The organism is Paenibacillus sp. FSL H7-0690, assembly GCF_037980415.1.
Classification (GTDB): domain Bacteria; phylum Bacillota; class Bacilli; order Paenibacillales; family Paenibacillaceae; genus Paenibacillus_AQ; species Paenibacillus_AQ odorifer.
This window is the reverse complement of sequence record NZ_CP150281.1, coordinates 4661405-4688390: the sequence shown is the minus strand read 5'-3', so window position 1 is coordinate 4688390 and position 26986 is coordinate 4661405. Positions and strand designations below refer to the sequence as shown.

The window sequence follows — 26986 nt, the reverse complement described above, 5'->3', positions numbered from 1 at the left end:
CATGTTAAAGATCGCATTTATTGCCCACGATCGTAAAAAAGATGAAATCGTAAATTTTGTATTAGCTTATGAACATGTATTTGAAGGTCATGAACTATTTTCTACAGGGACTACTGGCCAACGGATTATGGATGTAACTAACTTAAAAATTCATCGTTACATGTCTGGTCCATTAGGTGGAGATCAGCAAATCGGTGCCATGGTAGCACAGGATGAACTGGATCTTATTATTTTCATGCGGGATCCATTAATGGCGCAGCCACATGAACCTGATATTTCAGCTCTGCTTCGTCTGTGTGACGTATACGGGATACCGGTAGCTACGAATATTGCCACAGCGGAGGTTCTTGTGAAGGCGATTGATCGTGGTGATTTTGCTTGGCGTGCACTGGTTCACAAATACAAACCGGGTGTTGATGAATGAAGCTGGACATTCTTGTATTTGGTGCGCATGCAGATGATGCGGAGATTGGTATGGCAGGAACAATTGCGAAACATACCGCTGCGGGACTTAAGGTGGGACTTTGCGATTTAACAGCCGCGGAAATGTCATCGAACGGTACAGTAGAACTTCGCAAGCAAGAAGCGCAGCAAGCTGCAGACCTTCTCGGAGCATCCGTGCGGACAAACCTGGGTCTGCCAGATAGAGGGCTTTTTATTACAGCAGAGCATGTGGCGGCTGTGACTGCTGAAATTCGCCGCCTTTCTCCTACGATAGTTTTTGCTCCTTATTGGGAGGATCGTCATCCCGATCATATCGCCTGTAGCAAGCTGGTGGAAGAGGCTGTTTTTAATGCCAAGCTACGTAAATATATGCCGGACAAGCCGGCAATTCCTGCTTCACAGCTGTACTTCTATTTTATCAATGATTTAGGACGTACCGATCTTATTGTTGATGTTACTGAGCAATATGGCTTGAAGGAGCAGGCGTTGTCCTGCTATCGCTCGCAGTTCACCAAACCTCCGGGTGAGGATGCTGTATCCACACCGTTAACGGAAGGCTACATTGAACGAGTCCGTTCGAGAGATATGCTGCTTGGCCAGCGCAGGCTGATTCCTTATGCAGAAGGGTTTGCAACCAAGGTACCTCATACGGTGGAATTGTTTACTTAAGGAACGGATATAACGAAGTTTGTATGATAATATAATAAGCTGATTATGATTGATCCAGGAGCGCTTGGAATGAATACGCCATTGCGCTCCTGAGAGCTTTTTTTGAACAGCTTAGAGAAATGAAGTCCTGTGTGATTTTGAAAGAAACGGTGTTCGCTTCGCTTTTTTGAAAGCGGCCGACAAACAATAGATGATTCATTACACGAATCAATACTGGAGAAGAAGGAGACAGGAAGATGGATCGTATGCTAAAAATAGGAATTACCTGTTATCCGTCTCTTGGCGGTTCAGGCGTAGTTGCGACTGAATTAGGTAAACTCTTGGCCGAGAAGGGTCATGAAGTTCATTTTATTACACATAGTATCCCGTTCCGGTTGGGAACGTTTCAGAAAAATATTTTTTACCATGAGGTAGAAGTAAACGATTATTATGTATTCCGCTATCCTCCGTACGATCTAGCGCTTGCTACGAAGATGGCTCAGGTTGCCAAAATGCAAAATCTGGATCTTCTCCATGTTCACTATGCAGTGCCACACGCAGTGTGTGCTTTCCTTGCAAAGCAAATGCTTGGGAACGATATGAAGGTTGTAACCACTTTGCATGGTACGGATATAACGGTGCTTGGTCAGGATGAATCGCTTAAAGATTTGATTCGTCTGGGGATTAATGAAAGTGATGCCGTTACAGCGGTCTCTCAGGATCTTATTAGAGAAACACGGGACGTACTCGATATTACCCGCGACATTGATCTCACTTATAACTTCGTGGATCATCGGGTCTATTATCCGCGTGATGTAACGGATCTGCGGGGAGATTTCGCAGCGCCTGATGAGAAGATTCTGATGCATATCAGTAATTTCCGTCCTGTAAAAAGAGTCAGCGATGTTGTTGACGTTTTTGCAAAAGTGAATCGTGAACTGCCTTCACGCCTGCTGCTTGTAGGTGAAGGTCCGGATCTTCCCAAAATTCAAGCCAAAATTAGCGAAATGGGTCTGGAAGATAAAGTTCGTTTTCTGGGAAGGCAGGATGAAATCGCTCAGGTGATCTCTTTAGCTGATCTGCTTCTGCTACCTTCCGAGAAGGAAAGCTTTGGTCTGGTTGCTCTGGAAGCAATGGCTTGCGGCGTACCGACGATTGGCTCGCAAACCGGAGGCATCCCTGAGCTTATAGAGCATGGAAAGACTGGATTCCTTGCACCGATTGGCGATACAACGGCTATGGCTAAATATGCAGTTAAGCTCCTGTCGGATGAACGTATGGTGCAACAGTTCAGAGAAGCTTGTTTACAAACAGCCTGCAAAGATTTCTGTAAGGATTCGATAACGAAACAATATGAAGATATTTATTACCGGGTGCTGGGGCGCAAGGTACTTGGACTGGACCCAGTTCGGGGGTAAGGAGTCATATATGGAATGGACAATGGCACCTTCTGCGATGGCAATTGCAGCGGAGATTGTAATTTCCGAGTTAACCCAAAATGGTCACGAGGCTTATTGGGTTGGAGGATGTATTCGCGATGAGCTATTGGGTAGGCCAGTGCATGATATGGATATTACAACCTCAGCACTGCCAGAGGAAGTGATAGCTATCTTTGCGCGCAGTGTGCCAACAGGATTAGCTCATGGTACGGTCACCGTGATACAGGATGGTTGTGGGTTTGAAGTGACGACATACCGGACAGAGAGTGGTTATGTAGACCACCGTCGTCCTGAGCATGTTTTTTTCGTCAACGATGTGAAGGAGGATCTTCGTCGTCGTGATTTCACGATCAACGCGATTTGCTGTGGATTAAATGGGGAACTTATTGATCCTTTTGAGGGTGAGAAGGATCTACAGCTGCAGGTGATTCGCTGTGTAGGCGATGCGGAGGAGCGGTTTGACGAAGATGCACTTCGTATGCTTCGCTGCATTCGTTTTGCATCGGTGCTGGATTTCTCCATCGCGAAGAACACGTGGAGGGGCCTGATGCGCCAGCGGGATAAGCTGGCGCATATTGCTGTGGAGCGTGTCCGCGCGGAGCTGGACCGCATCGTCGAGGGGCCGCATCCTCTGCGCGGCCTCGGCATGCTAGCGCGCTGCGAGCTGCTGGCGCGCGGCAAAGCCCCGTTCCCCTGGACCGGAACCGATATGGCGGCTGCCGCTGCCTCAACGGCCGGGATCGGGGAACTGGAGAGCGCCCGCCTGCGGTGGGCGCTTCTCCTCCATGCCCTGAAGCAATCGGCCCAAGAGGCCGATGTGCTGCTGCGGGCATGGACGTTCTCGGGGACGACACGGAGCGGCGTCGTCCAGGTGCTGCGGGTCCGCGAAGCTTGGACCGCTGCGATAGAGGCCATGCCGCCGGGTACGGGCGGCATGGAAGGTCTGCGGCGGCAATGGATCGCCGCCGTGCTGGCCTTCGGCGTGGAAGCCGCCGAAGGGTGGCTCTCGCTGCTGGCGATCCTGCCAGCAGCTGCACCTGCACTTCCTACTGCGGCCTCTTCTGCCTTTTCCGTCGTGGAATCGACAGAGGCCTCAACAACACCTGCCGCTGTAAATGTACAAGCGGCAAGAGAATGGATCGCTCAAATGCCGCTAACCAGCCTTTCAGAGCTTGAGATTACAGGCAATGAGCTGGTGGGGGCTTTGGACAAACGTCCGGGACCATGGCTAGGCAAAATGTTAAATGGACTCCTGCAAGCGGTCGCTTCAGGTGATTTACCTAACGATAAACAATTATTACTGCTTGAAGCAAAAAGGATGGATAGACATGAGCGATGATAAAGCGCTGTCGCTAACTGAGCTGAAGCGAGAGACCTCCGCTTCGAATTGGGTAGGCGTCATTCAGTTGCTGGAATCTGTGGTGTCCACTCAAGAAGAAGCTAAGTTTTTAGCGGAGAACGGCGCGCCGGAAGGGACAACTGTCATCGCGGAAGAACAGACGGGCGCCCGAGGCCGAATGGGAAGAAAGTGGTTTTCTCCCCGTGGCAAGGGCATTTGGATGAGTATTGTGTTACGGCCCCAATTACCCTTGTCGGAGACTCCGCAGCTGACATTGCTGGCTGGGGTTGCCGTCTGTAAGGCAATTCGACGGGTAACAGGTGTAGATGCCGGCATCAAATGGCCGAATGATCTGCTCGCAGGCGGTCGTAAGATTTGTGGGATTTTACTGGAATCTTCTCTAAGAGAAGGGGAGCTTCATTATTGCATTGCTGGAATTGGCATTTCCGCGAACATGACAGAGGAAGATTATCCTGATCATCTGCAGGAGGTCGCGACTTCACTTCGGATTGAGCGGGGCGGTGCTCCAGTTGACCGTTCTGAGCTGGTAAAAGCGGTTTTGGACGAGCTGGAGATGCATTACAATTTGTACATGAAGCAAGGTTTTAAACCCATCAAAGAGCTCTGGGAGTCCATGTCAGTGACTTTGGGCCGCCAGATCGCACTGAATAGCCCTCAGGGGCGTTCTGAAGGTGTGGTAGTAGGTTTGGATGAAATAGGTGGTCTGCTGCTTAAAAACAGCTTGGGAGAGATCTCTAACGTATGCTCAGGTGAGATTGAACTTTTATAATATTTTTTATATGACAAGGGTATCATCCCTTGTCATATTTTTTTCGTGTAATTCCGAGCTTTTTTTGTTATACTATGGGTCGGAGGCGGTATCGTTTAACGAACTGTACTCTTGAACTGAAGAACTTTTTTATATTTTTATTATTGGAAATACCTTCATAACTGCGTTTGACGGTTACGTTGGATTCTGCTCTGAGCCGTAAGGACCGAGACAGAAGGGACGATCGCAAGTGACTCTTTTTTGCCCTTCGGACCTTTTTAGCAAATGATTGCTAAAAGGTTTTTTTGTTGCGATTTTTACGGGCAGGTTACTTAAAAAAGGAGGACGAAAAGAGAAATGGCAAACAAACAAGCGCTAAATATTGTAAAAATGAAAAAAATGAAAGCAGAAGGTGTGCCTCTGAGCATGCTGACCGCTTATGATTATCCGTCTGCAGTTCTTGCAGAAGAAGCAGGTATCGACCTTATTTTGGTTGGTGACTCTCTTGGGAATGTAGTCCTTGGATACGATACAACTTTACCGGTAACGATTGAAGATATGGTGTACCATACCCGCTCGGTAACCCGAGGAGCACAAAGCACCTTTATCGTGGCGGATATGCCATTTATGACTTATCACGGAAGTGTAGATGAAACTCTGCGGGGAGTGCGCAGATTAATGCAGGAAGGGCGGGCTCATGCCGTCAAAATGGAAGGTGGACTCGAGATTTGTGAGACTGTAGCTACAGTGGTAGCTGCGGGAGTCCCTGTACTGGGACATATCGGGCTTACTCCGCAATCCGTGAATATGATTGGTGGCTACCGGATTCAAGGCAAAGATGCCAAAGATGCGCAGCGCCTGATGGATGAAGCTAAGGCGCTTGAGGCCGCAGGTGCTTTTGCAATCGTTCTGGAGCTGGTAACGGAAGAAGTAGCCCAAGCGATCTCTGAAGCGCTTAGCATCCCAACCATTGGGATCGGTGCAGGCCGTTACTGTGATGGACAGGTATTGGTTTTCCATGATTTGCTGCGGTATGCCTCACCTTACCGTGAGAAACGTTTTGTCAAAACCTATGCGGATGTGGGTAATGTAATCCGTGAGGGCATCAGCCAATATGTGAAGGAAGTGAAGGGACGTTCCTTCCCAGATGAAAGTCACGTTTTTAATGCAGATGAAACGGTTTTGGAATCTTTATATGGCGCTTCAAGAAAGGAAGGGAAATAAATGAGAGTCGTCAGAAGCATTGAGCAGCTGCGCGAAGCTTTGGAGTATATGAGACAAGGCGGGCACGCCCCGATTGGGTTCGTTCCTACGATGGGATACTTGCATGACGGACATGCCAGTCTGCTTCGCCGGGCTGGAGAAATGAGCAACACAGTGGTAATGAGCATTTTTGTGAATCCTTTGCAATTCGGGCCAAACGAGGATTATGATTCCTATCCGCGTGACGAGCGTCGTGATTTGGAACTCGCTGAACGTGAGGGAGTAGATATTGTATTTATCCCCAGTGTGGAAGAAATGTATCCGCAGCCTACTCGGACTACGGTCTCGGTATCGGAGCTTACTACCCGTCTTTGTGGGGCTTCCCGCCCTGGGCATTTTGATGGTGTAACCACAGTGGTTAATAAATTCTTCAATATCGTACAGCCGGATTATGCTTTCTTTGGGCTGAAGGATGCTCAACAAGTTGCAGTGCTTCGCCGAATGGTGTCCGATCTTAATATGAATGTCAAAATTATCCCTTGTCCGATCGTTCGTGAAGGGGATGGACTTGCACTCAGCTCACGTAACGTATTCTTGTCTCCAGAGGAGCGTAGTCAGGCATTGGTGTTATCTCGTTCCTTACGTGAAGCACGTCAGTCTATTGAAGAAGGAAAAGTAACAACCGTTGCTGAAGTGCGGGAATTGTTGACATCGGTTATTTCCAGCTCTCCTCTAGCGGTGATTGATTATGCGGAGATCCTAACATTCCCTGATCTTGAAGGATTAGAGGATGAAGCTCTTTTATCAGAAGTGGATGGGGAAATTATAATAGCGCTCGCCGTGAAGTTTGGCAGAACACGCTTAATTGATAATAATGTATTTATTCCAAAGGAGGTTGCTGCACTTGTTTAGACATATGATGAAATCCAAAATTCACCGCGCAACAGTAACGGAAGCGAATTTAAACTATGTGGGCAGTATTACCATTGATGAGAGCTTGATGGAAGCCGCAGACATTCTTGAGAATGAAAAAGTTCAAATTGTGGATAACAATAATGGTTCGCGACTGGAAACCTATGTAATCCCTGGACCGCGTGGAAGCGGAGTGATCTGTCTTAATGGTGCCGCAGCTCGTCTTGTTCAGCCGGGCGATACAGTAATTATCATTTCCTATGCGATGTTGTCCTCGGAAGAACTGGAGTCACATAAGCCAACGGTGGTATTCGTGGATGAGAATAACAAACCAGTGAAGCTGGCTGATCATGAATTGCATGCTACAATCGCTTAATGTATGGACTTACGCCATGTAATGAATGGCAGGGATGAAAGACCCCGATCTCGCAGAAAATGAAGTCAGGCAAGCTGAACTGATTTCATCTTCAGTAAGGGGGGATCGCCCATGTTTCAACATTTGTTTGCTGAAATGAACAAGGTGCTTCAGGAGATCGTAACAGATTACCCTACAGCGGAGGGTGCCCGCCGGAACGAGCTTTTATGCAATTATAATATGCTGCATAGACTGAGCGATAAAGTGATGGATGAATGGCTCGCTTTTGCTGAGAAGCTTAGTTCCTTTCGCGAAAGTGCTGATTTTACAGCAGAGGTCGAAGAGGAAGTGCCGGAACAGGAAGCACCAGAGCTGTGTATGGATTGCTTTGTAAGAGGTCAGGGGTATTATAAGCTGCTGATGTATGGAAAGTGTATTGATCAGTTTAAAGAAGTTATTGCGCAATACCCGGATAGCTTGGCTGCTCGATTATATTTAGCCATCTCTTATCTGCAGGAAGGTGACGGTGAGGCCGCTTGGAGTCATCTGAACCATATGCTGGGCTTGATACGGGAAACCAAGCTGAAAGCCATGGTTTATAATGCTTTAGGGTGCATACGAGCCTCACAGGAACGTTTCAATGAAGCGCAGGAATTGTTTGATCTTGCTTTGCAGCATGACCCTGCGCTTCCGGAACCAAACGTTAACTTAGAGGTATGCCGCCGTCGTGGAGGGAAGCTGCACTTTGGAAATCAGCTGGTTTCCCTTTTGTAAAAGAATAACGGTTTTGGAAATTTCCATTCAAGCGATGCATCCCCTGAACCAGTGGTGTGCATCGCCTTTTTTCGCAACTTCTGTTATGCTGATTAAGAGTCTCAATTGAAAGGGAATAGAATTATAATGAAATTTGCCGTGCTTGATTTTGAAACAACAGGAACCCAATCCGTGGGTGAAATTATCCAGGTTGGCCTTGCAATTATAGAAGAAGACCGGTCCATCTCCCGGGTATATGGTTCCTATGTCAAGCCCGGAACGCCGATTCCTCCTTTTATAACAGGTCTGACGGGGATTACCGATGATGATGTGAAGGATGCGCCTGAGCTGGATGAGATGATGATGGAGCTTGTTCCGCTCTTGGATGATGTTGTGCTCGTAGGGCATAATGTCGCTTTTGACTTCCATTTTTTACAAAATGCTTTAGATCGTTGTGGTTATTTGCCATTTCAAGGGCGGATTTTGGATACGATTGATTTTCTGAAAATTTGCTTTCCTTCGCTCACATCTTATCAACTTGGCTCTGTCAGTGCTCATTTTGGAGTGACACATGATCGTCCGCATCAGGCAGATAGTGATGCACTTGCGACTGCTTTAGTGCTGCTGAAATGTCTGGAGGAGCTCTACGAGCTGCCGCTGCTTACGATCCAGAGACTCTGTGAGCTGTTTACCGAAGAGGATAGTGATCTGGGCTGGTACTTTGATGGTCTGCTGCGAGAGCGGGAAGCGGAGACGCTACAGCCCGAAGGTGATCTGACTTTCTATCGTCAATTAGCGCTTGCAGTAGGAGATTGGACGGAGTTAGCGCCACCTAGAGATGAGCATGCTGAGAATCCGCTAGCGAATTTATCTTTTACTGATTATATGGACGAAGTAACCAAACGACTTAAAGACACATTACCGCAGTATGAAAGCCGGGAAGCTCAGGATATTATGATCAATGAGGTGATGACGGCACTTGCCGAAGACAAACACCTACTGATCGAAGCGGGCACAGGAACCGGTAAATCGCTCGGTTATTTGTTGCCTGCCATTTATCAAAGCGTTCGCACCAATGAAAAAGTCATGGTCAGCACTCATACCATTAATCTGCAGGACCAATTGCGCGAGCGGGATATCCCTTTGTTAACGCAGGTAGTTCCTTTTCCGTTTAAAGCTGCTATTTTTAAGGGAAGAGGGCATTATTTGTGTCTGCGTAAGTTTGAGCATAAAATTAATAAAAAGGACTTTATAAGCCCAAGGGAAGATGCGCTTACTGCCGCTCAGATGATTGTATGGCTCACTCAAAGTGAATCAGGGGATGATGAAGAGCTGAATTTAAGCGGCCGGGGCGGTGATTTCTGGGAGACGGTGGCAAGCGATACCGATTCCTGTCTGGGCCGTTCTTGTCCTTGGTTCCGCAAATGTTATTATCATAGGGCCAAGCATGAAGCTGGGATTGCTGATGTGGTTATTACGAACCACTCCAAGCTATTCGCAGATGTTAAGGCTGGGCACCAGCTGCTTCCGGCTTACGAGCATCTTGTCATTGATGAAGCACATCATTTAGAAGATGTGGCTGGTAAACATCTTGGCATGCATATGAAGCATTTCACGGTGGCACACACGTTATCGCGACTGTATAAAGATAGCCGAAACGGACAGCTCCCTGCTCTGCGTCAAATATTACAGTCGTCAGGCAGTGAAGAGGCTTCAGAATGGAGCGGAGTCATCGATCGGATCTACCCGGATCTGCTTACTGTCAAAGAAACCTGGGATGCACTCAGCGACAAGCTGTTCAGCCTATTGCCGGAACGCAGTGATGCAGGGGCAGGAGAAGCGGGACAACTGGTTATGCGGTTGCTTCCTGCCCGTAAGCCGAAGGATTGGGATGAATTGGTTGCGCTAGAGAACACTATGAATCTGACGTTAAGCGACATCATCCGTAAGGGTGATAAAATGCTTAACGAGATGCGTGACCAGGAAAGCCAATCCTCAGCAGACAGCCTTGTTACTGATATTAGCGGTTTATTTAAAGATTTGGCTTCCATACGTGAGCAAGTAAGATTCTTTATGGGGCTGAATGACGATAATGTAGTATATTGGCTGGAGGCAAATGGAAATTACCGCAGCAAATCCCTACAGCTGTATGCCGTCCCTGTGGATGTTAGCAGCCAGCTTAAAGAGTTGTTCTTCGATAAGAAAAAAAGCATCGTGCTTACCTCGGCGACGCTATCTGTAGATAAATCTTTTCAATTTATGATTGATAATCTCGGACTTAACGAAGCTGCAGAAGAGGGACGTCTAATGACCTCACTCCTTCCATCTCCCTTTAAATATCGCGAGCAGGCACTGCTAGTTATACCGCGTGATTTTCCTAGTGTGAAGGGGAGTGTGGGCGATGCTCGATTTGTCGATACACTCGTACAGTCATTATCGGAAGCTGCTAAAACAACACGTGGGCGGATGCTGGTTCTGTTTACTTCTTATAAAATGCTGCGTCAGGTATATGATCCGCTTAAAGAGGCTTTGGCCTCACAAGAGATTACGGTGCTTGGTCAAGGCGTGGAAGGTGGCAGCCGGAGCAAGTTGATCCGCCGCTTTCAGGACAGTGCAGCATCCGTATTGCTGGGGACGAGCAGCTTCTGGGAAGGTGTAGATATTCCAGGTGAAGCACTGACTTGCCTGGCCATCGTGAGACTTCCGTTTCAACCACCGAATCACCCGTTGGCGGAAGCGAAGTCGGAGTTATTGCAGGCCCAGAAGAAGAATCCGTTCATGAAATTATCTGTTCCTCAAGCGGTTATTCGTTTTAAGCAGGGATTCGGAAGACTGGTTCGCACGGCGCAGGATCGTGGAATAGTTATTGTTTATGATACAAGGGTTATTGAATCTCATTACGGGAAGTATTTCCTTTATTCATTGCCTGGTCCCAAAATGGAGCATATGCTTACTGATCAAATGGTCCCTCGCATAGCGGAATGGCTAGAGGATGGCGGCGCTTCTTAAAACGCTCGTCTTCAGTTTAGCTCCTCCTTATCCTTAAGGGCGGTGTGTTACAGTCCCGTCCTTAATAAGGAGAGGTAGACGTTTGAATATGGATTTTCACAAGAACATTACTATTTTTAGGAGGAAAAATATGAAATCGGATAAAATATCAGAAGCCGTTGTTCGCAGACTGCCTGTGTACTTGCGTTTTTTGAATGATCTCCAGAATCGCGAAATATTAACAGTTTCCTCTCAGGAACTTGGGCAAAAGCTTGATCTTAATCCCGCACAGATTCGTAAGGATTTAGCATATTTTGGTGACTTCGGCAGAAAAGGTATCGGCTATGATGTAACGTATCTTATTGAGAAAATCCGTCATATCCTGAAGCTGGATCAACAGCTTAATGTAGCTTTAGTTGGAGCAGGTAATCTCGGACATGCCTTGTCTAATTACAATGCATATCTCAAAGATACTATGAAAATCACGGCTATATTTGATTCGTACGCTCCTAAGGTTGGACGTAAGATCAACTCCCTTACTGTGCAACCGATGGATGAACTAGGCAGCACAATTCGTGAGCAAGGTATTCGCATTGGCATTATTACCGTACCTGATTCAGAAGCTCAAAATGTAGCAGATATCCTCATTTCTTCTGGGATTGAAGCGATTTTGAACTTTGCCCCTGTGATTCTGAAGACACCACCGAATATCCGGGTGCATGCAGCTGATTTTACAACTGATCTGCAAAGTCTTGCTTATTACTTGCGGGATGGAAAGGAAGAAAGTGAACATGAACAACAATAAAACGATAATTAAGGGCGGGTATTTTCTGACTCCGGGAACGGATGAGCCGGTTCTGAGTGGATATATGACTATTGAAGATGATTTAATCACTTACATAGGAAAAGAAGAGCCTCAGATGGAAGCTGGAGTGCAAGTGGTTGATGGCAGCCGTCTGCTGTTCATGCCTGGACTTGTAAACACACACGGTCATGCGGCGATGTCTTTGCTGCGTGGATATGGAGATGATTTAGCGCTACAAGTGTGGCTTCAGGAGAAGATGTGGCCAATGGAGGAAAAGTTCACCGGTGATGATGTATACTGGGGAACCTCCTTATCTGTATTGGAAATGCTGAAGGGTGGAACTACGACCTTCCTCGATATGTATGATCATATGGACCGAGTAGCCGAGGTAGCTGAGTTATCAGGTATCCGTTCCGTATTGATGCGTGGTGTGATCGGGTTATGTCCAGAGGATGTACAGAATCACAAGCTTGCGGAAGCGATTTCTTTTGCCCGTAACTGGCATGGAAAGGCTGACGGTAGAATTACTACTATGATCTCGCCACACGCCCCTTATACTTGCCCTCCTGACTTCCTGGTTAAGTTCGTGCAGGCAGCGCATGATCTGGATTTACCGATGCATACGCATATGTCCGAAACGAAACGTGAAGTGGAACAAAATGTGGCGGATTACGGGTTGCGTCCTGTAGCTCACTTAGAGAAGCTTGGAATGTTCACACGTCCCTCGATAGTTGCACATGGTGTTCATTTAAATGATGAAGAGATTGAGATCTTGGCTCGCCATAATGTGGGTGTATCTCATAATCCGGGCAGTAATTTGAAGCTGGCTAGCGGAGTGGCTCGGGTTACTGATCTTCTAAAAGCTGGTGTGAAGGTGTCTCTTGGCACGGATGGCGCGGCAAGCAACAATAACTTGGATATGTTTGAAGAGATGCGGCTTGCAGCTCTCATTCATAAGGGTGTCAGCGGTGATCCAACGGCTGTCCCTGCTCCAGAAGCTCTGCGTATGGCTACAGAATATGGCGCGAAGTCCATCTTTTTAAATAATGTAGGCAGACTTGCTGTAGGGATGAAAGCTGATTTCATTGCTATTGATATCGATCAGCCGCATTTGCTGCCACACACAGATCTGTTGTCTCATGCAGTTTACTCTGCTAGCGCTAAGGATGTTGAGCATGTGTGGGTGAATGGTAAACAGGTCATCAAGCATGGACAATGCTTAACCCTGGATGAGGAAGCTATCCGGCGTAAAGCGCAAGAAGCCTTCGAAGGTTTATTGAAGCGTTAAGTCTGGAGAATAACGAATAAATAATAGGCTGTGACTTTTTGCTTTTAGCAAAAGTTGCGGCCTTTTGTGCATTTTTAAGACTGGGAAAGCTAGAAAATTATGAAATTTTGGATAAACACGCGGGTGTGTTATATAATCAAAAAAGATATATTACTAGAAAGGGAGCTGTACCTTGAAGAAAAGGAAAAAATGGATCCTCCTGGGGTCAGTTCTGATTCTGCTCCTGGGGTTTGGACTTATCCAGTTCTATGCCTATATTATGAAAGATCAATGGAACGAGCGTGATATCGCTAAGGATGTTGCCAAAACCAGAGCGGGTCTAACAGAGGTAACCAAAGCACAAAAATCGGTTTGGGATGAAAATGCAGTGTACTGGGTATTAACTGGGAAAAATGAAGCCGGGACTGCTCTTATGGTCTGGGTCCGCTTTACGGTAGATGGAAAATTTGCTGAAGGCGACGACGCAGTGTTTGCTGAGGAACTAAGTAAAGGAACCTCGGAAGCCCAAATACGCGGCATTATCAAAGCTGATCTTCCGGACATAACGATTGAACGCTTGCTGCCGGGAGTATATAACGGAGAGTATGCTTGGCAGCTTTTTTATAATCAGAGCGGTCGGTATTATTATCAATTTTATCGCTTTTCGGATGGGTCCCGAATGGGCGAAGGTTACAGTTTACCTAAAAGTTAAGCTGAACATAAGGAAATTAAGGGTGGCATAGTAAACAAGCGAACTTATTATAAGTTCGCTTGTTTACATTTATTTGATGTACAAAAGTGATATACTAAGTGATATACTGAATGGGTAGTTATCACCGAATATTCTCTTAAATTCACATGCGAAAATAGGCCGATTGATTAAAAATCAAGGCCAGTTTTGTCGAAAGTGAGGAATTTATTTGGTATTGATGGAAATATTTAAAAAATTAAATTTTAAATATATTCACATTTATTTTGAAATTAGTATATACACCTGTGATATACTACTACTTGTAATTAGGAACAGCAATAAGAGACTTCAGTCTCTCTGATGAGCTCTCAAGTAGCTATAAATTATTATAATGAGCTTTATATTTTGTCATCTTTGAGAGGAGGACGTTTCTTGAAATTACGTCTTGTACCTGTGCTGATAACGTCTCTACTGTCGGCTACTCTATTGTTTGGTGGCTTCTTTTTGTATCGTCAGTTTGCAATGCAGGAACCACTTCAGAAGATTGTATCTCAATATGAGGGCGTCAATAATTCTCATATCAGTATTAACCGCAATGAGGTCACTTTGAAACTTGATCTCCAGCCAGGCACGAAATTACGTGAACTGGTTCAGTACGTCTCCCAAGAAGGAAAATCGATGATTGATGGACGTACACTAAAACTTGATGTAGAACAGAACTCCAGTGAACTGCTGGATGAATACTGGGATAAAGCGATGTTCTCTGTAGCCGAAGCTATGGAGAGCCGTAAATATACACTTATACCCACAGAACTTGATGGACTCAAAGCGCAATATCCACAATATAAAAATGTGATAGCCTCAACAGAAATTGATGACAATAATGTCTATGTAAGCTTGAGTAATGGAAAAGAAAGCAAATTTATTATTTTGCCGCGTAAACCTGCGACATTGGGGGTATGGAATAATGCCTAAATACCTTAAAGAAATTCTAATCGGATTTGTTCCTGTCTTGTTTATTTTTATGGCTTTTCTAGGCATTAATATATTCCCGATTGTAATTGCTGCTGGGATGCTCACGGCGTTACTTATCATTGCTCATTTAAGAGGCGGACTTGCGGTAAATGCAGGTGCCGGGAAGAAACGCAAGAAGGATGGACCTTCAAAGCTTACTTTTGAAGAAATTGGCGGGCAAGACAATGCAAAACAGGAGCTTCGTGAAGCGTTGGATTTTTTGATCCGGCATGAGGAAATCAGCAAATTCGGGATTCGGCCTTTGAAAGGGATTCTGCTTACAGGCCCTCCAGGAACAGGTAAGACCCTTATGGCTAGAGCAGCAGCACATTATACGAACTCTGTATTTGTGGCAGCATCAGGCAGTGAGTTTGTAGAAATGTACGTAGGTGTCGGTGCCGGCCGTATCCGCGATTTGTTTAAGGATGCCCGTACCCGCGCCCTTAAGGAAAACAAGCAAAGCGCTATTATTTTCATAGATGAAATTGACGTAATTGGCGGAAAGCGTGAAGGCGGACAGCAGCGAGAATATGATCAGACCTTGAATCAGCTGTTGACTGAGATGGACGGGATCTATAACAACGAAACACCACGCATTCTACTGGTAGCAGCCACTAACCGTAAAGAAATGCTTGATTCAGCATTGCTGCGTCCTGGCCGGTTTGACCGTCATATTCAAGTGGACATGCCTGATAAAAAAGGCCGCAGATCGATTCTCGAATTACATGCCAAAAATAAGCCGCTTCATGCCAATGTGAACCTCGATAAAATTTCCGAAGAAGCCTATGGTTTCTCCGGTGCTCAGCTCGAAAGTGTTATGAATGAGGCAGCAATTTATATGATGCGTGAGGAATTGACAGAGGTTGAGCAGCGGCATCTGTCGATGGCGATTGACAAGGTTATGATGGGGGAAAAAACGGACAGAGAAACAAACCACGAAGAGAAAAAGCGGGTGGCAATCCATGAATTGGGACATGCCATTATGGCTGAGCTGCTCCGTCCGGGAAGTGTCAGTCAGGTTACGCTGACTCCGCGGGGGCAAGCCCTTGGTTATGTACGTCACAATCCTCAACAAGAGCAGTATCTGTACACTAAAGATTATCTAGAAGATCAGATTATGATCGCACTTGGTGGAGCGGCTGCAGAAGAAATGTATTATGGCGGACGAAGCACAGGTTCGCGTGGCGATTTTGATCAGGCCCTGAATATTGTCGAAACCATGATGAAATCCGGATTGACTTCGTTGGGTATCGCCAAGCTGGAAATGGTTACTACTGAAGAGCTTATGAAGGAAAACAGTAAAATATTGGATGAATTGATGGTACGTACTCACGACCACCTTGAAAAGCAACGAAATGTATTTGATTACTCCCTTGACATTTTAATGAAGGAAGAAGTGCTCTCTGGAGAGCAATTTCGATGTCAATTTCGTGACAGCGTGCGTTTACCAGCATAAATATTTATGCTGGTTATTTTTTTTTACTTTTCAGGCATGCTAAGATATCATTATATGTCGGGCTTTATAAATTTTTGCGACAGACAAGGTACAATACAAAAGTATAGATACCTGAAAGGATGGAGACTTTTTTATGAATTTCAAGAAAATTGGTGTCATCGGCGGTGGCACAATGGGACAAGGGATTGCCGAAATGCTGGCAGCCAAGGGCCTGGATGTATTGCTGGTGGAGAAAACCCCTGAGAAACTGGACTACTCCTACGAAATGATCGAGACAAGTCTAGATAAGCAACTGGAGAAATGGGCGATCACTCAAGCTGAGAAGAAGCTGATTCTTAGCCGTATTCAAAAAGTGACACATTTCGCAGAGCTGAGCTCTTGTGACATGGTTATCGAAACAATCGTTGAGGATTTAGAAGAAAAGAAAAAAATATTGAATCAACTGGATCAAGTATGTCCAAACCACATTATTCTTGCCAGCAATACGTCAACACTTAGCTTGACTGAACTTGCAAGTTCTACAATGTATCCGGAACGCGTGATCGGAATGCATTTCATATACCCTGTAGCTAAAGTGGATCTTGTTGAAATTGTACGCGGTCTGAAAACTTCAGATGCTACTTTTGAAGATACAAAATCCTTTGTTGATGAAATTGTTGAGAAAAAAGGTGTAATGATTTATGAATCCCCAGGATTTGTAACATCACGCCTCATTTGCTTGTTTATCAACGAAGCTATGCATGTACTGCAAGAGGGCGTTGCCTCCGCACAGGATATTGACGATGCTATGCGTATTGGTTATCAATTCCAATATGGACCGCTTGAAATGGCTGACAGATTTGGTCTGGATTCGGTTCTTGCTGCACTCGAAAATATGTTCCGTGAATATGGTGAGCTGAAATATCGTCCTTCCACGATCCTTAAGAAGATGGTGCGTGCAGGACAATTAGGTATGAAATCAGGCGAAGGCTTCTTCCAGTACGACAAGGATGGTGACCGTATATGAATATTCTAGTAATTAACTCCGGTAGTTCTTCTTTAAAATATCAATTGTACAATATGGCTGATGAATCCGTTTTGGCTAAAGGTTTGGTGGAACGTATCGGGATGGATTCCTCCATTCTGAACCATAAACCTACTGGTAAAGCTGAAGTAACAGAAGTAAGTGAAATTTTGGAGCATAACACAGCGATTCGTAAAGTTCTAGCTTGCCTAACGGATAAAGAGCATGGCGTTATTGAATCCATTAAAGAAATCAATGCTGTGGGTCACCGTGTAGTACATGGTGGTGAATTCTTCAAAGCTTCCGCACTTGTGGACGCTGATGCCAAGACTAAAATTCGTCAATTGTTTGACCTTGCACCCCTGCATAACCCAGCAGCAATGATGGGGATTACGGCTTCTGAAGTAAATATGCCGGGTGTACCGCAGGTTGTTGTATTCGATACTGCATTCCATCAAACAATGCCTGAAAAAGCTTATATGTACGCGATTCCTAGAGTACTGTACAATAAATATAAAGTTCGTCGTTATGGCGCACACGGTACATCACACGACTTCGTAAGCAAAGCTGCTGCGGAGTACTTGGAGCGTCCGTTGGAAGATCTGAAGATCATTACTTGTCATATCGGTAACGGAGGTAGTGTAACTGCAGTTCAAGATGGAGTGTCTGTGGATACTTCCATGGGTATGACTCCTCTGGAAGGTTTGATGATGGGTACTCGCAGTGGTGATCTTGATCCAGCAATTGTACCTTACGTGATGAACAAGGAAGAATTGTCCGTAGGCGAAGTTAACTCCATGTTGAACAAACATAGTGGACTTCTAGCAATTTCGGGCGTAAGCAGTGATATGCGTGATATTATTGAGGGTATGGAAAAAGGTGAGCCTAATTCCACGCTAGCTTTTGAAATGTATGAGTACCGCTTGCGCAAGTATATCGGTTCTTATGCGGCTGCTATGAACGGTGTAGATGCTATCGTATTCACTGCTGGTGTTGGTGAAAATGCTTCATTGCTACGTGAGAAACTGCTAAATAACCTTACGTTCCTGGGTATTGAGTTGGATGTTGAAGCTAATAAAGTTCGCTCCGGCGACCCGCGTCGTATCTCTACGGTAGATTCCAAAGTGCAGGTGCTTGTAGTTCCGACTAACGAAGAACTTGTCATCGCACGTGATACAAACCGTATTGTGCAAGGAATTAACGGCTAAATTAGAGGAGAGATTGAAGGCATGGCTAACAAGAGTGTAATCAAGAACGTGAATGAACATGTTGGAGAAAGTGTTGTTATCGGTTGTTGGGTAAACAACAAGCGCTCCAGTGGTAAAATTCAGTTCCTGCAGCTTCGCGATGGTACAGGTTATATTCAGGGAGTTGTAGTGAAATCAGAAGTGCCTGAAGAGGTATGGGATGCAGCTAAGAGCCTCACACAGGAAAGCTCATTGTATGTGACCGGTATTATTCGTGAGGAGCCTCGCAGTCAATCCGGTTTTGAAATGACTGTTACCGGAATTGAAGTTCTGCACCTTACAGAGAATTATCCAATTACTCCGAAAGAGCATGGCGTTGATTTCTTGATGGATCACCGTCACCTCTGGCTCCGTGCCTCGAAGCAGCGGGCTGTTCTGGTTATTCGTGCGGAGATTATCCGGGCAATCCAACAGTTCTTCAACGAGAGCGGATTTACAAAGGTGGATCCTCCGATTCTGACGCCAACGTCAGCAGAGGGAACTACTAACTTGTTCCACACGAAATACTTCGATGAGGATGCTTACCTGACCCAAAGTGGACAATTGTACATGGAAGCTGCAGCTATGGCACTGGGCCGTGTATATTCCTTTGGACCAACCTTCCGTGCGGAGAAATCTAAGACTCGTCGCCACTTGATCGAGTTCTGGATGATCGAGCCGGAAATGGCCTTCACAGATCATGAAGAAAGCTTGAAGGTTCAGGAAGAGTTTATTAGCTTCGTAGTGCAATCCGTATTGAAGAATTGCCGTGCGGAGTTGGAAGCGGTAGGCCGCGATATTTCCAAGCTGGAGAATATCAAAGCACCATTCCCACGCATTACTTATGACGATGCGATCAAGTTCTTGAATGATAAAGGCTTTGAAGATATTGCTTGGGGTGATGATTTTGGTGCACCTCATGAAACAGCAATCGCTGAAGCATACGATAAACCTGTATTTATTACTCATTATCCTGCTTCATTCAAAGCGTTCTACATGAAGCCGGATCCAAATCGTCCTGAAGTCGTACTGTGTGCTGATATGATCGCTCCTGAAGGTTATGGAGAGATTATTGGGGGTTCACAGCGGATCGATGATCCTGCGCTGCTTGAAGAGCGTTATAAAGAGCACAATCTTTCGATGGACTCTTATAAATGGTACATGGATCTGCGTACTTACGGATCTGTACCTCACTCCGGTTTTGGACTTGGGCTTGAGCGTACTGTAGCTTGGATCTGTGGTCTTGACCATGTACGTGAGACTATTCCATTCCCACGTACACTGTACCGCCTCTACCCATAAGTTCTTAGGATTTGAACAAAGGGGGAAGCACATGGACGGCAAGACATGGAGTACCTGGAGCGAAGGCGTCTCCTTCGGTCTGGAGAACGGAATGGCCGTCATACCTTACGCTTTACTGAAGTATTACCGGAAGCTGAATTTAAGCGGAAGTGAAGCGATGCTGCTGATTCATCTGCTCTCCTTCAGGCAAGTGGAAGGGATTGAGTTCCCTTCTCTGGAGGAGCTTCAGGTCGTAACTGGTCGTAGCATTTCCGTTCTCGCCGGAGAATTGCAGAAGCTCATGAAGGAAGGTTTCATTAGCATCGATGGAGACAACGATGAGCTAAGAGATATCCATTATGAACGCTACAATTTCTCAGGGCTATATGGAAAGCTAGGTGTTTATCTTGCGACAGCTGTACAAGAAAATGAGCAAGATAAGGACAAAGGGGCATATGCAACATCAGCTCCCCGGGCTGCTGCGTCAGGTGGAGGATTCGGAACTCCCCCCACATCTCCTTCTTCACTTGGAGATAAAGAGGAGAGCCGGAATCTATTCAGTATTTTCGAGAAGGAATTCGGGCGCCCGCTGTCTCCAATGGAATGTGAGACGATTTCCAGCTGGGTGGATCAAGACCGATATCCTGAGGAGCTGATTCTGTTGGCACTCAAGGAATCCGTATTTGCGGGGAAGGTTCATTTTCGTTATATCGACCGGATATTGCTGGAATGGGCCCGTAACCGGGTCAAGAACGCTCAGGATGTTAAGACGTATACACAAAAATTCCGCAATGGTGGAAGATAGATCGTTTAGGAGAGAACCGTATTGCTTTAGCTATTGCTAGAGTCTGTACGGTTCTTTTTTTATTTTTTTAGATAAGTGCAGGGGTAGGCGAGGATCTCAGCGTCTATTGCTGTGGGAAGGAGGGGAGAGTCATTGAGGAAGAGCTATTAATCAAGCGGATTTGCCAAGGAGACGAAGATGCATTTCGCCAGTTTGTAAATACATACAGTCAGCACATATACAAAATCACCTATTCTGTATTACGTGAAGTCAAAGGGGCTGAAGACGCTGCTCAGGAAGCTTTTCTTCAGATGTATAGATCTCTCCCTGACTACCGTTATCAAGGCTTAAAATCATGGATTACGCGGATCGCCTTAAATAAGGCTATTGATGCCAAACGTAAACGTGATCGGCTACGAGAGTTACCTGGTGACTATGAGCTTGTGCTGAGCCAGACACCTTCAAATGAGGAGGATGTACTAGCCACTGTTGTCCGTCGTGACCGGATGAATCGTCTGTCGGGTGAGATCAACAATTTACCGGAGGGTCATCGGGAAATTATGGTGGCTTATTATCTGGAAAATAAAAAATATGAGCAAATTGCTGCTGAAAATGAAATTACTCTGAAGACGGTGGAGTCCAGACTATATAGGGCGAGACAATGGATGCGAAAACATTGGAAGGAGGACGAATGGCTATGATGAAGAGTGGAGAAAACCTAATTCGCCGCGAGCAGGCAAAAGCTTATCTTGAAGGGCAAGAAAATAGTTTAGAGCGAGAAGAATGGGAACTAATGCTGCTCAAGGATGAAGACACATTTGTTTCATACATGGAGATGCTAGATGAGCTAAAGGAGGATCTGCCTTCATTGGAGAATTCGTCTGCTTTTACAGAGAGAGTTATGGGAGATTGGGTGGCTACAGTGAGAACTTCAGTAGTCATAGAAGAAGTAGCGGGGCAAGAAGAAGGATCACGGCGTTATCGCTGGTATGATAAAACAATCTTTCATTATGCCGTTGCTGCTTCGTTAACGCTGTTGATTATGTCTTCCGGGATGTTTGATAAGTTACTCACGGGTGAAATGGAGCTTATTGTCCCTAAGAAAGATAATTCGCCATCTTATAGCGAACAATTCATGCAAGCCACCAGCGGATGGTTGAGCCGGATTATGGACGGAAGACAGAAATGAGAGGAGAAATGAACAATGCAACAGCAGCGTAATAAAATTAAGGGTCTTTTTCTTAATATGATTCCTGGAGCAGGTCATTATTATATGGGAAGACGCCCACAAGGGATTGTTTATTTTTTGCTAAGCTTTGGTGTGTTATTTATGTCATTCTTAATTGCTATGGCTGAAGGGGATGAGGGAATTCTGGCATTGGGAGTGATCGGATTCTTACTTCTATGGATTCTTTCGATGATTCATCTGGTGATTAAATTACTGCAAATGCCCACTCCAATTGTAGCGCCTGATGGATCAATGCTGGATTTTAGTTCTACTATGCCCGTAAAGACGGAGGATAATGAACGTGTGCATGTCATCTTATTGTCTTTCATTCCTGGATTGGGTCATTTTCATATGGGGCTGATGCAGCGTGGACTATCCTTTCTGATTTCTTTTTTCGGATTCATGACCGTTATGTTGTTCTTGGCCGGAATTACTTCGAGTGATGCATTTTTGCTGCTGTTTGGAGTATTGCCAGTAATTTGGCTGTATTGCATGTTTGATGCAGTTCAGTTGATCCATCGTAAACAAGCAGGAGAAATGCTTGTTGACCGCACATTATTCGAAGAGATGGAGGCTGGACGTGAGGAAGGACGACGCAGCAAAGTATTAGCGACATTACTATCCGCATTTCCTGGCGCTGGACAGATGTATCTGGGACTGCAAAAAAGAGGGCTCCAGCTCATGCTTCTTTTCTTAGGAAGTATCTATGTCATGGATCTATTGCGGTTAACATTGCTCTTTTTCCTTATCCCGGTCATTTGGTTCTATAGCTTATTCGATGGCTTACAGTTAGTTAGCCGATATGGACGTGAACCTTTGCAGGATAAGCCGGTTATCGAAGGTTTCTTAAATCATCAAGGCTGGCTCGGAGCAGTCCTGATGTGTCTCGGATTATACTTTATTGTTGTGAATGTCGCAGTTCCTGCCATCGATATCAGATTTCCAGAATGGCGGCTGGAATATCGCGTAAATGAATATTTTAAGACCATTGTCGTCTCCGTGTTATTGATTGGTGGTGGGGTGAAGCTGATGACTGGAAGTAAGAATAATAAAGGCAGAAAAGGGGCGGGGGGTCAATCTTGAATAATCCAGTAGAAGTAGAGCCGGGAGTCATGGTAACTAGCGAGTTTCCAGTGAACGAAGGGAAATCTAGAAGTTGGCGTGTAGGTACGTTGTCGATGGGACTGAGCCTTTTATTTCTCGGGGCATTAATAATGGTCTCGCAGTGGAAAGGAGCGGATGTGTTCGAGACAACACTTGCTTGGTGGCCGCTCATTTTTATCTTACTTGGTTTAGAAATTGTAATTTACACCTTATGGTTCCGTGGTAAAGGGAAAATGTACTATGATGTGCTAAGTGTTCTGTTCGTCGGATTTCTGGCAGTGTGCTGTTTAGTATTCGCAGGAGTCAGCTCTTTAGGATTAACACAAGAACTTCGACATGTGATCTCCTCTACGGAGGAGAATTATTCCTTGCCGGAATGGAAGGGGAATGTTCCACAGGGTGTAGGCACACTTATAATCCAGGCTGCCGAACCTTATGGAATTATGGTTGATCGAACGGCTGGGAACGAGTTGAATGTATTTGGGAGTTATTCCACGGCAGAAGGGCAACTCAAGCAAGAGCAAGAGAAGCGGCTGTTGCAAACTAAGCAAGTCGGAGACACATTTTACGTTATCTTAGGAGACATACCTAGACATCTAGTATTCGATAACTCCAGGAATGCGTTGAACGTGACCGTTGCGGCTCCTGTAAATCTAAAGGTAATCGTAAGAGATAATTATGGAAATGTTGTAACAAGGTAAAAAAAAGATCGCTTCCCACCCGATGAGGGGATGGGCTGCGATCTTTTTTTGATTAAGAACGAAGCTCTTTCTCTAGGGCAGCACCCATTTCACGTGAGCGCTCGGCACATCGGTTAACGGCAGCAATCACAGTTTCAAAGAATTCCCCTCGTTCAAGCACTTCTATAGCTGCTTGTGTTGAACCGTTAGGGGAAGTAACCTTCTTACGAAGTGCTGCGGGTTCTTCTCCCGTCTGTTGTACCATTCGGGCAGCTCCCAGCACAGTTTGAACAGTTAATTCGGTGCTTTGATCAAGTGGCAGCCCACCACGGATACCAGCGGCGATCATGGCTTCCATCATGTAATAGATATACGCAGGCCCGCTGCCTGAAATTCCGGTCAAGGTTTCCATACGTTCCTCATCAATGACTGTTGTAAGCCCGACAGCCTCAAAGATATTAAGAGCAAGGCGACGGCCTCTTTCGTCTACTTCTTTGGAGAAGGCTAGACCAGTGGCACCCAGACCGATGGAACTGGAGGTGTTAGGCATTGTGCGAACAATAGGCTGTGCTTTGCCAAGTAGACCTTGCATGGTTCGAATAGATAGACCTGCAATGACAGAAACTACAATCTGATCCAGAGAAAGAAGCGGGCCTAGTCCGCGTAAGGATTCTGCAGCATCTTTAGGTTTCATTGCCAGTACTATTACTGGTGCGTTACGTAGGTATTCTACTTTTTGTTCGGGATCATTTGTGCCTATTACACCATAACGGCTTTTTAATTCTGCCAGACGTTCACTGCTGCTGCGATTGAGCATGATGACATTATCGGGCTTTACGATATTGCGGCTAATCATCCCGCGAACGATGGCTTCTGCCATGGAGCCTGCGCCATAAAAAACAATATTATGATTCATGAGTGGAACTGAAGGTTGCTGACACATGGCTAAAATCCTCCTAAAAGTTGTGTGATAGAATACTTAAACGTGTATACTAACCCCGAATTTGTCCCGTTCCGTAGATCTTATATTTGGTTGAAGTTAGTGCAGGCAGACCCATCGGGCCACGAGCGTGGAGTTTCTGGGTACTAATACCAATCTCTGCACCGAATCCAAATTCAAAGCCATCCGTGAAGCGGGTTGAGGCATTGTGATAAACAGCGGCAGCATCCACTTCTTGTAAAAAGCGTGTGGCGTTCTCCTGATCTTCCGTTACGATACATTCCGAATGTTTCGTGCCATACTGGGCGATATGCTGCATAGCTTCTTCCATATCACTGACGATTCTAATATTAAGGATATAATCATTGTATTCTGTAGCATAGTCTTCTACGGTTGCAGGTAATACCCATGGGACAAGAGAGATGGTTTGTTGACAGCCACGAAGTTCTACATGAACCTCACGGAATGCTTCGGCTAAGGATAACAGATATTTGCTCGCGTAATCCTGATGAACGAGTAGTGTTTCCATAGAGTTACATACCGAAGGGCGCTGAGCTTTGGCATTTAAACTAATGTCCTGTGCCATTTCTGGCAAGGCAGTTGCGTCGAGATAAGTATGGCAGATGCCTGCTCCAGTTTCAATTACGGGAACGGTTGCGTTAAGGACTACATTTTGAATAAGAGAGCTGCCTCCGCGCGGGATAATCACATCTAAAAGTCCGTTCAGCTTTAGCATTTCATCTACTGAAGAACGATTTGGGTCTTCAATCAGCTGAAGCGCGTTAGGCGGCATTGAGGTTTCAGCAAGAGCATTGTGCAGAACCTCGACAATTTTACGGTTGGAGGACAGGGCAGAGGAGCCCCCGCGCAGCACAACAGCGTTGCCGGTTTTAAGACATAGACCCGCAGCATCAACAGTCACATTGGGACGTGCTTCGTAGATGATGCCGATCACACCAAGCGGAACACGCAGCTTCTGGATGTTGAGGCCGTTAGGACGTTCAATGCTTTCTAGCGTGTCACCGATAGGGTCCGGTAATACAGCGATTTGTTGCAAACCTTCGGCAATGCTGTTAATCCGGTCAACATCTAATGCCAGCCGGTCGAGCATGGATTCCGGAGTTCCATTAAGTCTTCCTCGTTCCAAATCCTCCGCATTGGCGGTGATAATGGCGGGAGCTTCGCGGCGAAGTGCATCGGCCATGCCCAGCAGTGCTTCATTCTTCTGGCCAGTTGTTAAGCTTGCTAGAACTCCTGTTGTCTCCTTGGCTAATTTACTCTTATTAATAACTTCACTCATGACGGTTCCTCCCTATATTTGAATTGAAAAAAATGCTTATCTCAGTGTAATCCATTCGTCACGGTGAATGACCTCAAGCCGGTGTACTTCTCCCAGCTTCGGTACAATTTCACGGCTTGGCAGACCTTGAATGCTGCGCAGCTGAGCATCATCGTAATTTACAATCCCACGTCCAAGCAATTTGGAGTCGGGTCCAAGGACTTCTACAACATCTCCTGCGTGAAAACTACCTTCTGTCTGTTTGACGCCTACAGGCAACAGGCTGTGTCCGCCATGTAGCAAAGCTTCTACAGCCCCTTCGTCCACGTATAGGGAGCCGAGAGGGGTAGACATAAAGCCTAGCCATTGTTTTTTGACGGGAAGAGAGGATAGCTTTGTTGCAAAATAAGTGCCCCTGCCTTCTCCCGTTGCAGCAAGCTGTAAATCACCAGGTTCGGTGGCTCTTCCGACAAAGACAGGAACACCACCCCGAGTAGCAATTTTGGCCGCATCGATTTTGGATCGCATACCGCCTGTTCCAACACTAGAGCCAGCTCCACCAGCAATAGCATATATCTCTGGTGTAATGTCATCTACGAACTGATAACGGACAGCATCCGGATGCTTGCGGGGATCTCCACTGTATAAACCATCCATGTCGGTTAAAACAAGCAGTCTAGAGGCTTTTAACAGGTTAGCTACGAGCGCAGAGAGGGTATCATTATCGCCAAATTTCAGTTCATCTACGGAGACAGTGTCATTCTCGTTAAATACGGGCACCGCTCCTTGGCGAAGTAGCTCTTCTACAGTCATCATAGCGTTATTCATGGCTCTGCGGCTGCAGAAATCGGTGCGAGTCAGCAATATTTGCGCGGTAGTAATTCCATGCTGGGCAAAAGCTTCCTGATAAGCCTGCATCAGCAGTACCTGACCCACAGCCGCAGCGGCCTGCTTCTCATGCAGCAGCTTCGGACGTGCTGGATAACCGATACTGCGGAAGCCGGCGGCTACCGCACCAGAGGTTACTAACAACACCTCACAGCCGTTTTTCTTCAACTCGGCAATCTCTGAGGCAAAAAAGGAGACTGCTTCACGATTCAAGCCGCCCTCGGGTCCGGTCAGCGAGCTGCTGCCTATTTTGACCACGATTCGCGTCATCATTTCTATCCACATCCTCTTCGTTTATTAAGTCCTGAAAACAACAAAAAGCCCCCATCCTTAGACTTAGCAAAGGACGAAAGCTTATAAACTTCCGCGGTACCACCTTCATTGATGAGGGATCATCCGACTTCATTCTCATAACGGGAGGATCCGTCCTGTTAGACACAGGCCGCTCGGGGGTAGGATTCGGAACGAAAACCGCGGTAAATTCTTTCAG

General features: G+C 45.9%; 26 protein-coding genes. 23 read left to right on the top strand and 3 right to left on the bottom strand.

Going from position 1 to position 26986, the window contains the following annotated elements; translation table 11 throughout:
* Position 1: 1 nt before the first annotated feature.
* The 23 genes from mgsA (at position 2) to MHI32_RS20555 (ending at position 23410) form a co-directional block, all read left to right on the top strand.
* Complete coding sequence (gene mgsA / locus MHI32_RS20665) at positions 2 to 424, top strand: methylglyoxal synthase (RefSeq protein ID WP_036676275.1); 423 nt, start codon at positions 2 to 4, stop codon at positions 422 to 424.
* A complete protein-coding gene (bshB1, locus tag MHI32_RS20660; protein ID WP_340010726.1) occupies positions 421 to 1113 on the top strand; it encodes a bacillithiol biosynthesis deacetylase BshB1 in 693 nt (230 codons plus the stop codon). The genes mgsA and bshB1 overlap by 4 nt, the downstream gene beginning before the upstream one ends.
* Before the next feature lie 236 nt (positions 1114 to 1349).
* On the top strand, positions 1350 to 2510 hold the full coding sequence (gene bshA, locus MHI32_RS20655; protein WP_036676278.1) for an N-acetyl-alpha-D-glucosaminyl L-malate synthase BshA: 1161 nt from the start codon (positions 1350 to 1352) through the stop codon (positions 2508 to 2510).
* 10 nt (positions 2511 to 2520) lie between these two features.
* Positions 2521 to 3870 (top strand): CCA tRNA nucleotidyltransferase, encoded by a 1350-nt coding sequence (locus MHI32_RS20650; protein WP_340010724.1) that lies wholly within the window; start codon positions 2521 to 2523, stop codon positions 3868 to 3870.
* Complete coding sequence (locus MHI32_RS20645) at positions 3860 to 4660, top strand: biotin--[acetyl-CoA-carboxylase] ligase (protein WP_076127538.1); 801 nt, start codon at positions 3860 to 3862, stop codon at positions 4658 to 4660. The genes MHI32_RS20650 and MHI32_RS20645 overlap by 11 nt, the downstream gene beginning before the upstream one ends.
* A 336-nt stretch (positions 4661 to 4996) precedes the next feature.
* The gene (gene panB, locus MHI32_RS20640) at positions 4997 to 5863 is read left to right on the top strand and encodes a 3-methyl-2-oxobutanoate hydroxymethyltransferase (RefSeq protein ID WP_340010722.1); all 867 of its coding nucleotides are present in this window, start codon (positions 4997 to 4999) and stop codon (positions 5861 to 5863) included.
* On the top strand, positions 5864 to 6754 hold the full coding sequence (panC, locus tag MHI32_RS20635; protein ID WP_076127542.1) for a pantoate--beta-alanine ligase: 891 nt from the start codon (positions 5864 to 5866) through the stop codon (positions 6752 to 6754).
* Positions 6747 to 7130 (top strand): aspartate 1-decarboxylase, encoded by a 384-nt coding sequence (panD, locus tag MHI32_RS20630; RefSeq protein WP_036676288.1) that lies wholly within the window; start codon positions 6747 to 6749, stop codon positions 7128 to 7130. The genes panC and panD overlap by 8 nt, the downstream gene beginning before the upstream one ends.
* A 111-nt stretch (positions 7131 to 7241) precedes the next feature.
* Positions 7242 to 7883, top strand: coding sequence for a hypothetical protein (locus tag MHI32_RS20625; protein WP_076183993.1), 642 nt, complete (start codon positions 7242 to 7244; stop codon positions 7881 to 7883).
* 126 nt (positions 7884 to 8009) lie between these two features.
* On the top strand, positions 8010 to 10871 hold the full coding sequence (dinG, locus tag MHI32_RS20620; protein WP_076134667.1) for an ATP-dependent DNA helicase DinG: 2862 nt from the start codon (positions 8010 to 8012) through the stop codon (positions 10869 to 10871).
* Between the two features lie 130 nt (positions 10872 to 11001).
* Positions 11002 to 11655: a redox-sensing transcriptional repressor Rex gene (locus MHI32_RS20615; RefSeq protein ID WP_340010721.1), complete on the top strand. Its 654-nt coding sequence runs from the start codon at positions 11002 to 11004 to the stop codon at positions 11653 to 11655.
* Positions 11642 to 12943, top strand: a complete 1302-nt coding sequence (locus MHI32_RS20610; protein ID WP_340010720.1) for an amidohydrolase — start codon at positions 11642 to 11644, stop codon at positions 12941 to 12943. Before MHI32_RS20615 ends, MHI32_RS20610 begins: the two co-directional genes overlap by 14 nt.
* Positions 12944 to 13115: 172 nt before the next feature.
* Positions 13116 to 13634: a DUF5590 domain-containing protein gene (locus MHI32_RS20605; protein WP_076278333.1), complete on the top strand. Its 519-nt coding sequence runs from the start codon at positions 13116 to 13118 to the stop codon at positions 13632 to 13634.
* Positions 13635 to 14045: 411 nt separating this feature from the next.
* Complete coding sequence (locus MHI32_RS20600; protein WP_076127549.1) at positions 14046 to 14588, top strand: hypothetical protein; 543 nt, start codon at positions 14046 to 14048, stop codon at positions 14586 to 14588.
* On the top strand, positions 14581 to 16083 hold the full coding sequence (locus MHI32_RS20595; RefSeq protein WP_076276715.1) for an AAA family ATPase: 1503 nt from the start codon (positions 14581 to 14583) through the stop codon (positions 16081 to 16083). The genes MHI32_RS20600 and MHI32_RS20595 overlap by 8 nt, the downstream gene beginning before the upstream one ends.
* A gap of 133 nt (positions 16084 to 16216) precedes the next feature.
* Positions 16217 to 17089 carry a 3-hydroxyacyl-CoA dehydrogenase NAD-binding domain-containing protein gene (locus tag MHI32_RS20590; protein WP_036676304.1) on the top strand — a complete coding sequence of 291 codons (873 nt, stop codon included), beginning with the start codon at positions 16217 to 16219 and terminating at the stop codon, positions 17087 to 17089.
* On the top strand, positions 17086 to 18294 hold the full coding sequence (locus tag MHI32_RS20585) for an acetate kinase (protein ID WP_036676305.1): 1209 nt from the start codon (positions 17086 to 17088) through the stop codon (positions 18292 to 18294). The genes MHI32_RS20590 and MHI32_RS20585 overlap by 4 nt, the downstream gene beginning before the upstream one ends.
* A 21-nt stretch (positions 18295 to 18315) precedes the next feature.
* On the top strand, positions 18316 to 19614 hold the full coding sequence (asnS, locus tag MHI32_RS20580; protein ID WP_036676308.1) for an asparagine--tRNA ligase: 1299 nt from the start codon (positions 18316 to 18318) through the stop codon (positions 19612 to 19614).
* A 31-nt stretch (positions 19615 to 19645) separates the two neighbouring features.
* Complete coding sequence (locus tag MHI32_RS20575) at positions 19646 to 20398, top strand: DnaD domain-containing protein (RefSeq protein ID WP_340010717.1); 753 nt, start codon at positions 19646 to 19648, stop codon at positions 20396 to 20398.
* Positions 20399 to 20469: 71 nt separating this feature from the next.
* Positions 20470 to 21078 carry a sigma-70 family RNA polymerase sigma factor gene (locus MHI32_RS20570; protein WP_339174566.1) on the top strand — a complete coding sequence of 203 codons (609 nt, stop codon included), beginning with the start codon at positions 20470 to 20472 and terminating at the stop codon, positions 21076 to 21078.
* Positions 21069 to 21566, top strand: a complete 498-nt coding sequence (locus MHI32_RS20565; RefSeq protein WP_339168831.1) for a hypothetical protein — start codon at positions 21069 to 21071, stop codon at positions 21564 to 21566. Before MHI32_RS20570 ends, MHI32_RS20565 begins: the two co-directional genes overlap by 10 nt.
* 15 nt (positions 21567 to 21581) lie before the next feature.
* Complete coding sequence (locus MHI32_RS20560; protein WP_076127557.1) at positions 21582 to 22688, top strand: hypothetical protein; 1107 nt, start codon at positions 21582 to 21584, stop codon at positions 22686 to 22688.
* Positions 22685 to 23410, top strand: coding sequence for a hypothetical protein (locus MHI32_RS20555; RefSeq protein WP_081388300.1), 726 nt, complete (start codon positions 22685 to 22687; stop codon positions 23408 to 23410). Before MHI32_RS20560 ends, MHI32_RS20555 begins: the two co-directional genes overlap by 4 nt.
* A gap of 52 nt (positions 23411 to 23462) precedes the next feature.
* Here MHI32_RS20555 and proC read toward each other — a convergent pair whose 3' ends face one another.
* The 3 genes from proC to proB are packed head-to-tail and all read right to left on the bottom strand — an operon-like array spanning position 23463 to position 26769.
* Complete coding sequence (gene proC, locus MHI32_RS20550) at positions 23463 to 24332, bottom strand: pyrroline-5-carboxylate reductase (protein ID WP_340010715.1); 870 nt, start codon at positions 24330 to 24332, stop codon at positions 23463 to 23465.
* A gap of 49 nt (positions 24333 to 24381) precedes the next feature.
* Complete coding sequence (locus tag MHI32_RS20545) at positions 24382 to 25629, bottom strand: glutamate-5-semialdehyde dehydrogenase (protein ID WP_340010713.1); 1248 nt, start codon at positions 25627 to 25629, stop codon at positions 24382 to 24384.
* 36 nt (positions 25630 to 25665) lie between these two features.
* Positions 25666 to 26769: a glutamate 5-kinase gene (proB, locus tag MHI32_RS20540; RefSeq protein WP_076308387.1), complete on the bottom strand. Its 1104-nt coding sequence runs from the start codon at positions 26767 to 26769 to the stop codon at positions 25666 to 25668.
* Positions 26770 to 26986 lie beyond the last annotated feature (217 nt).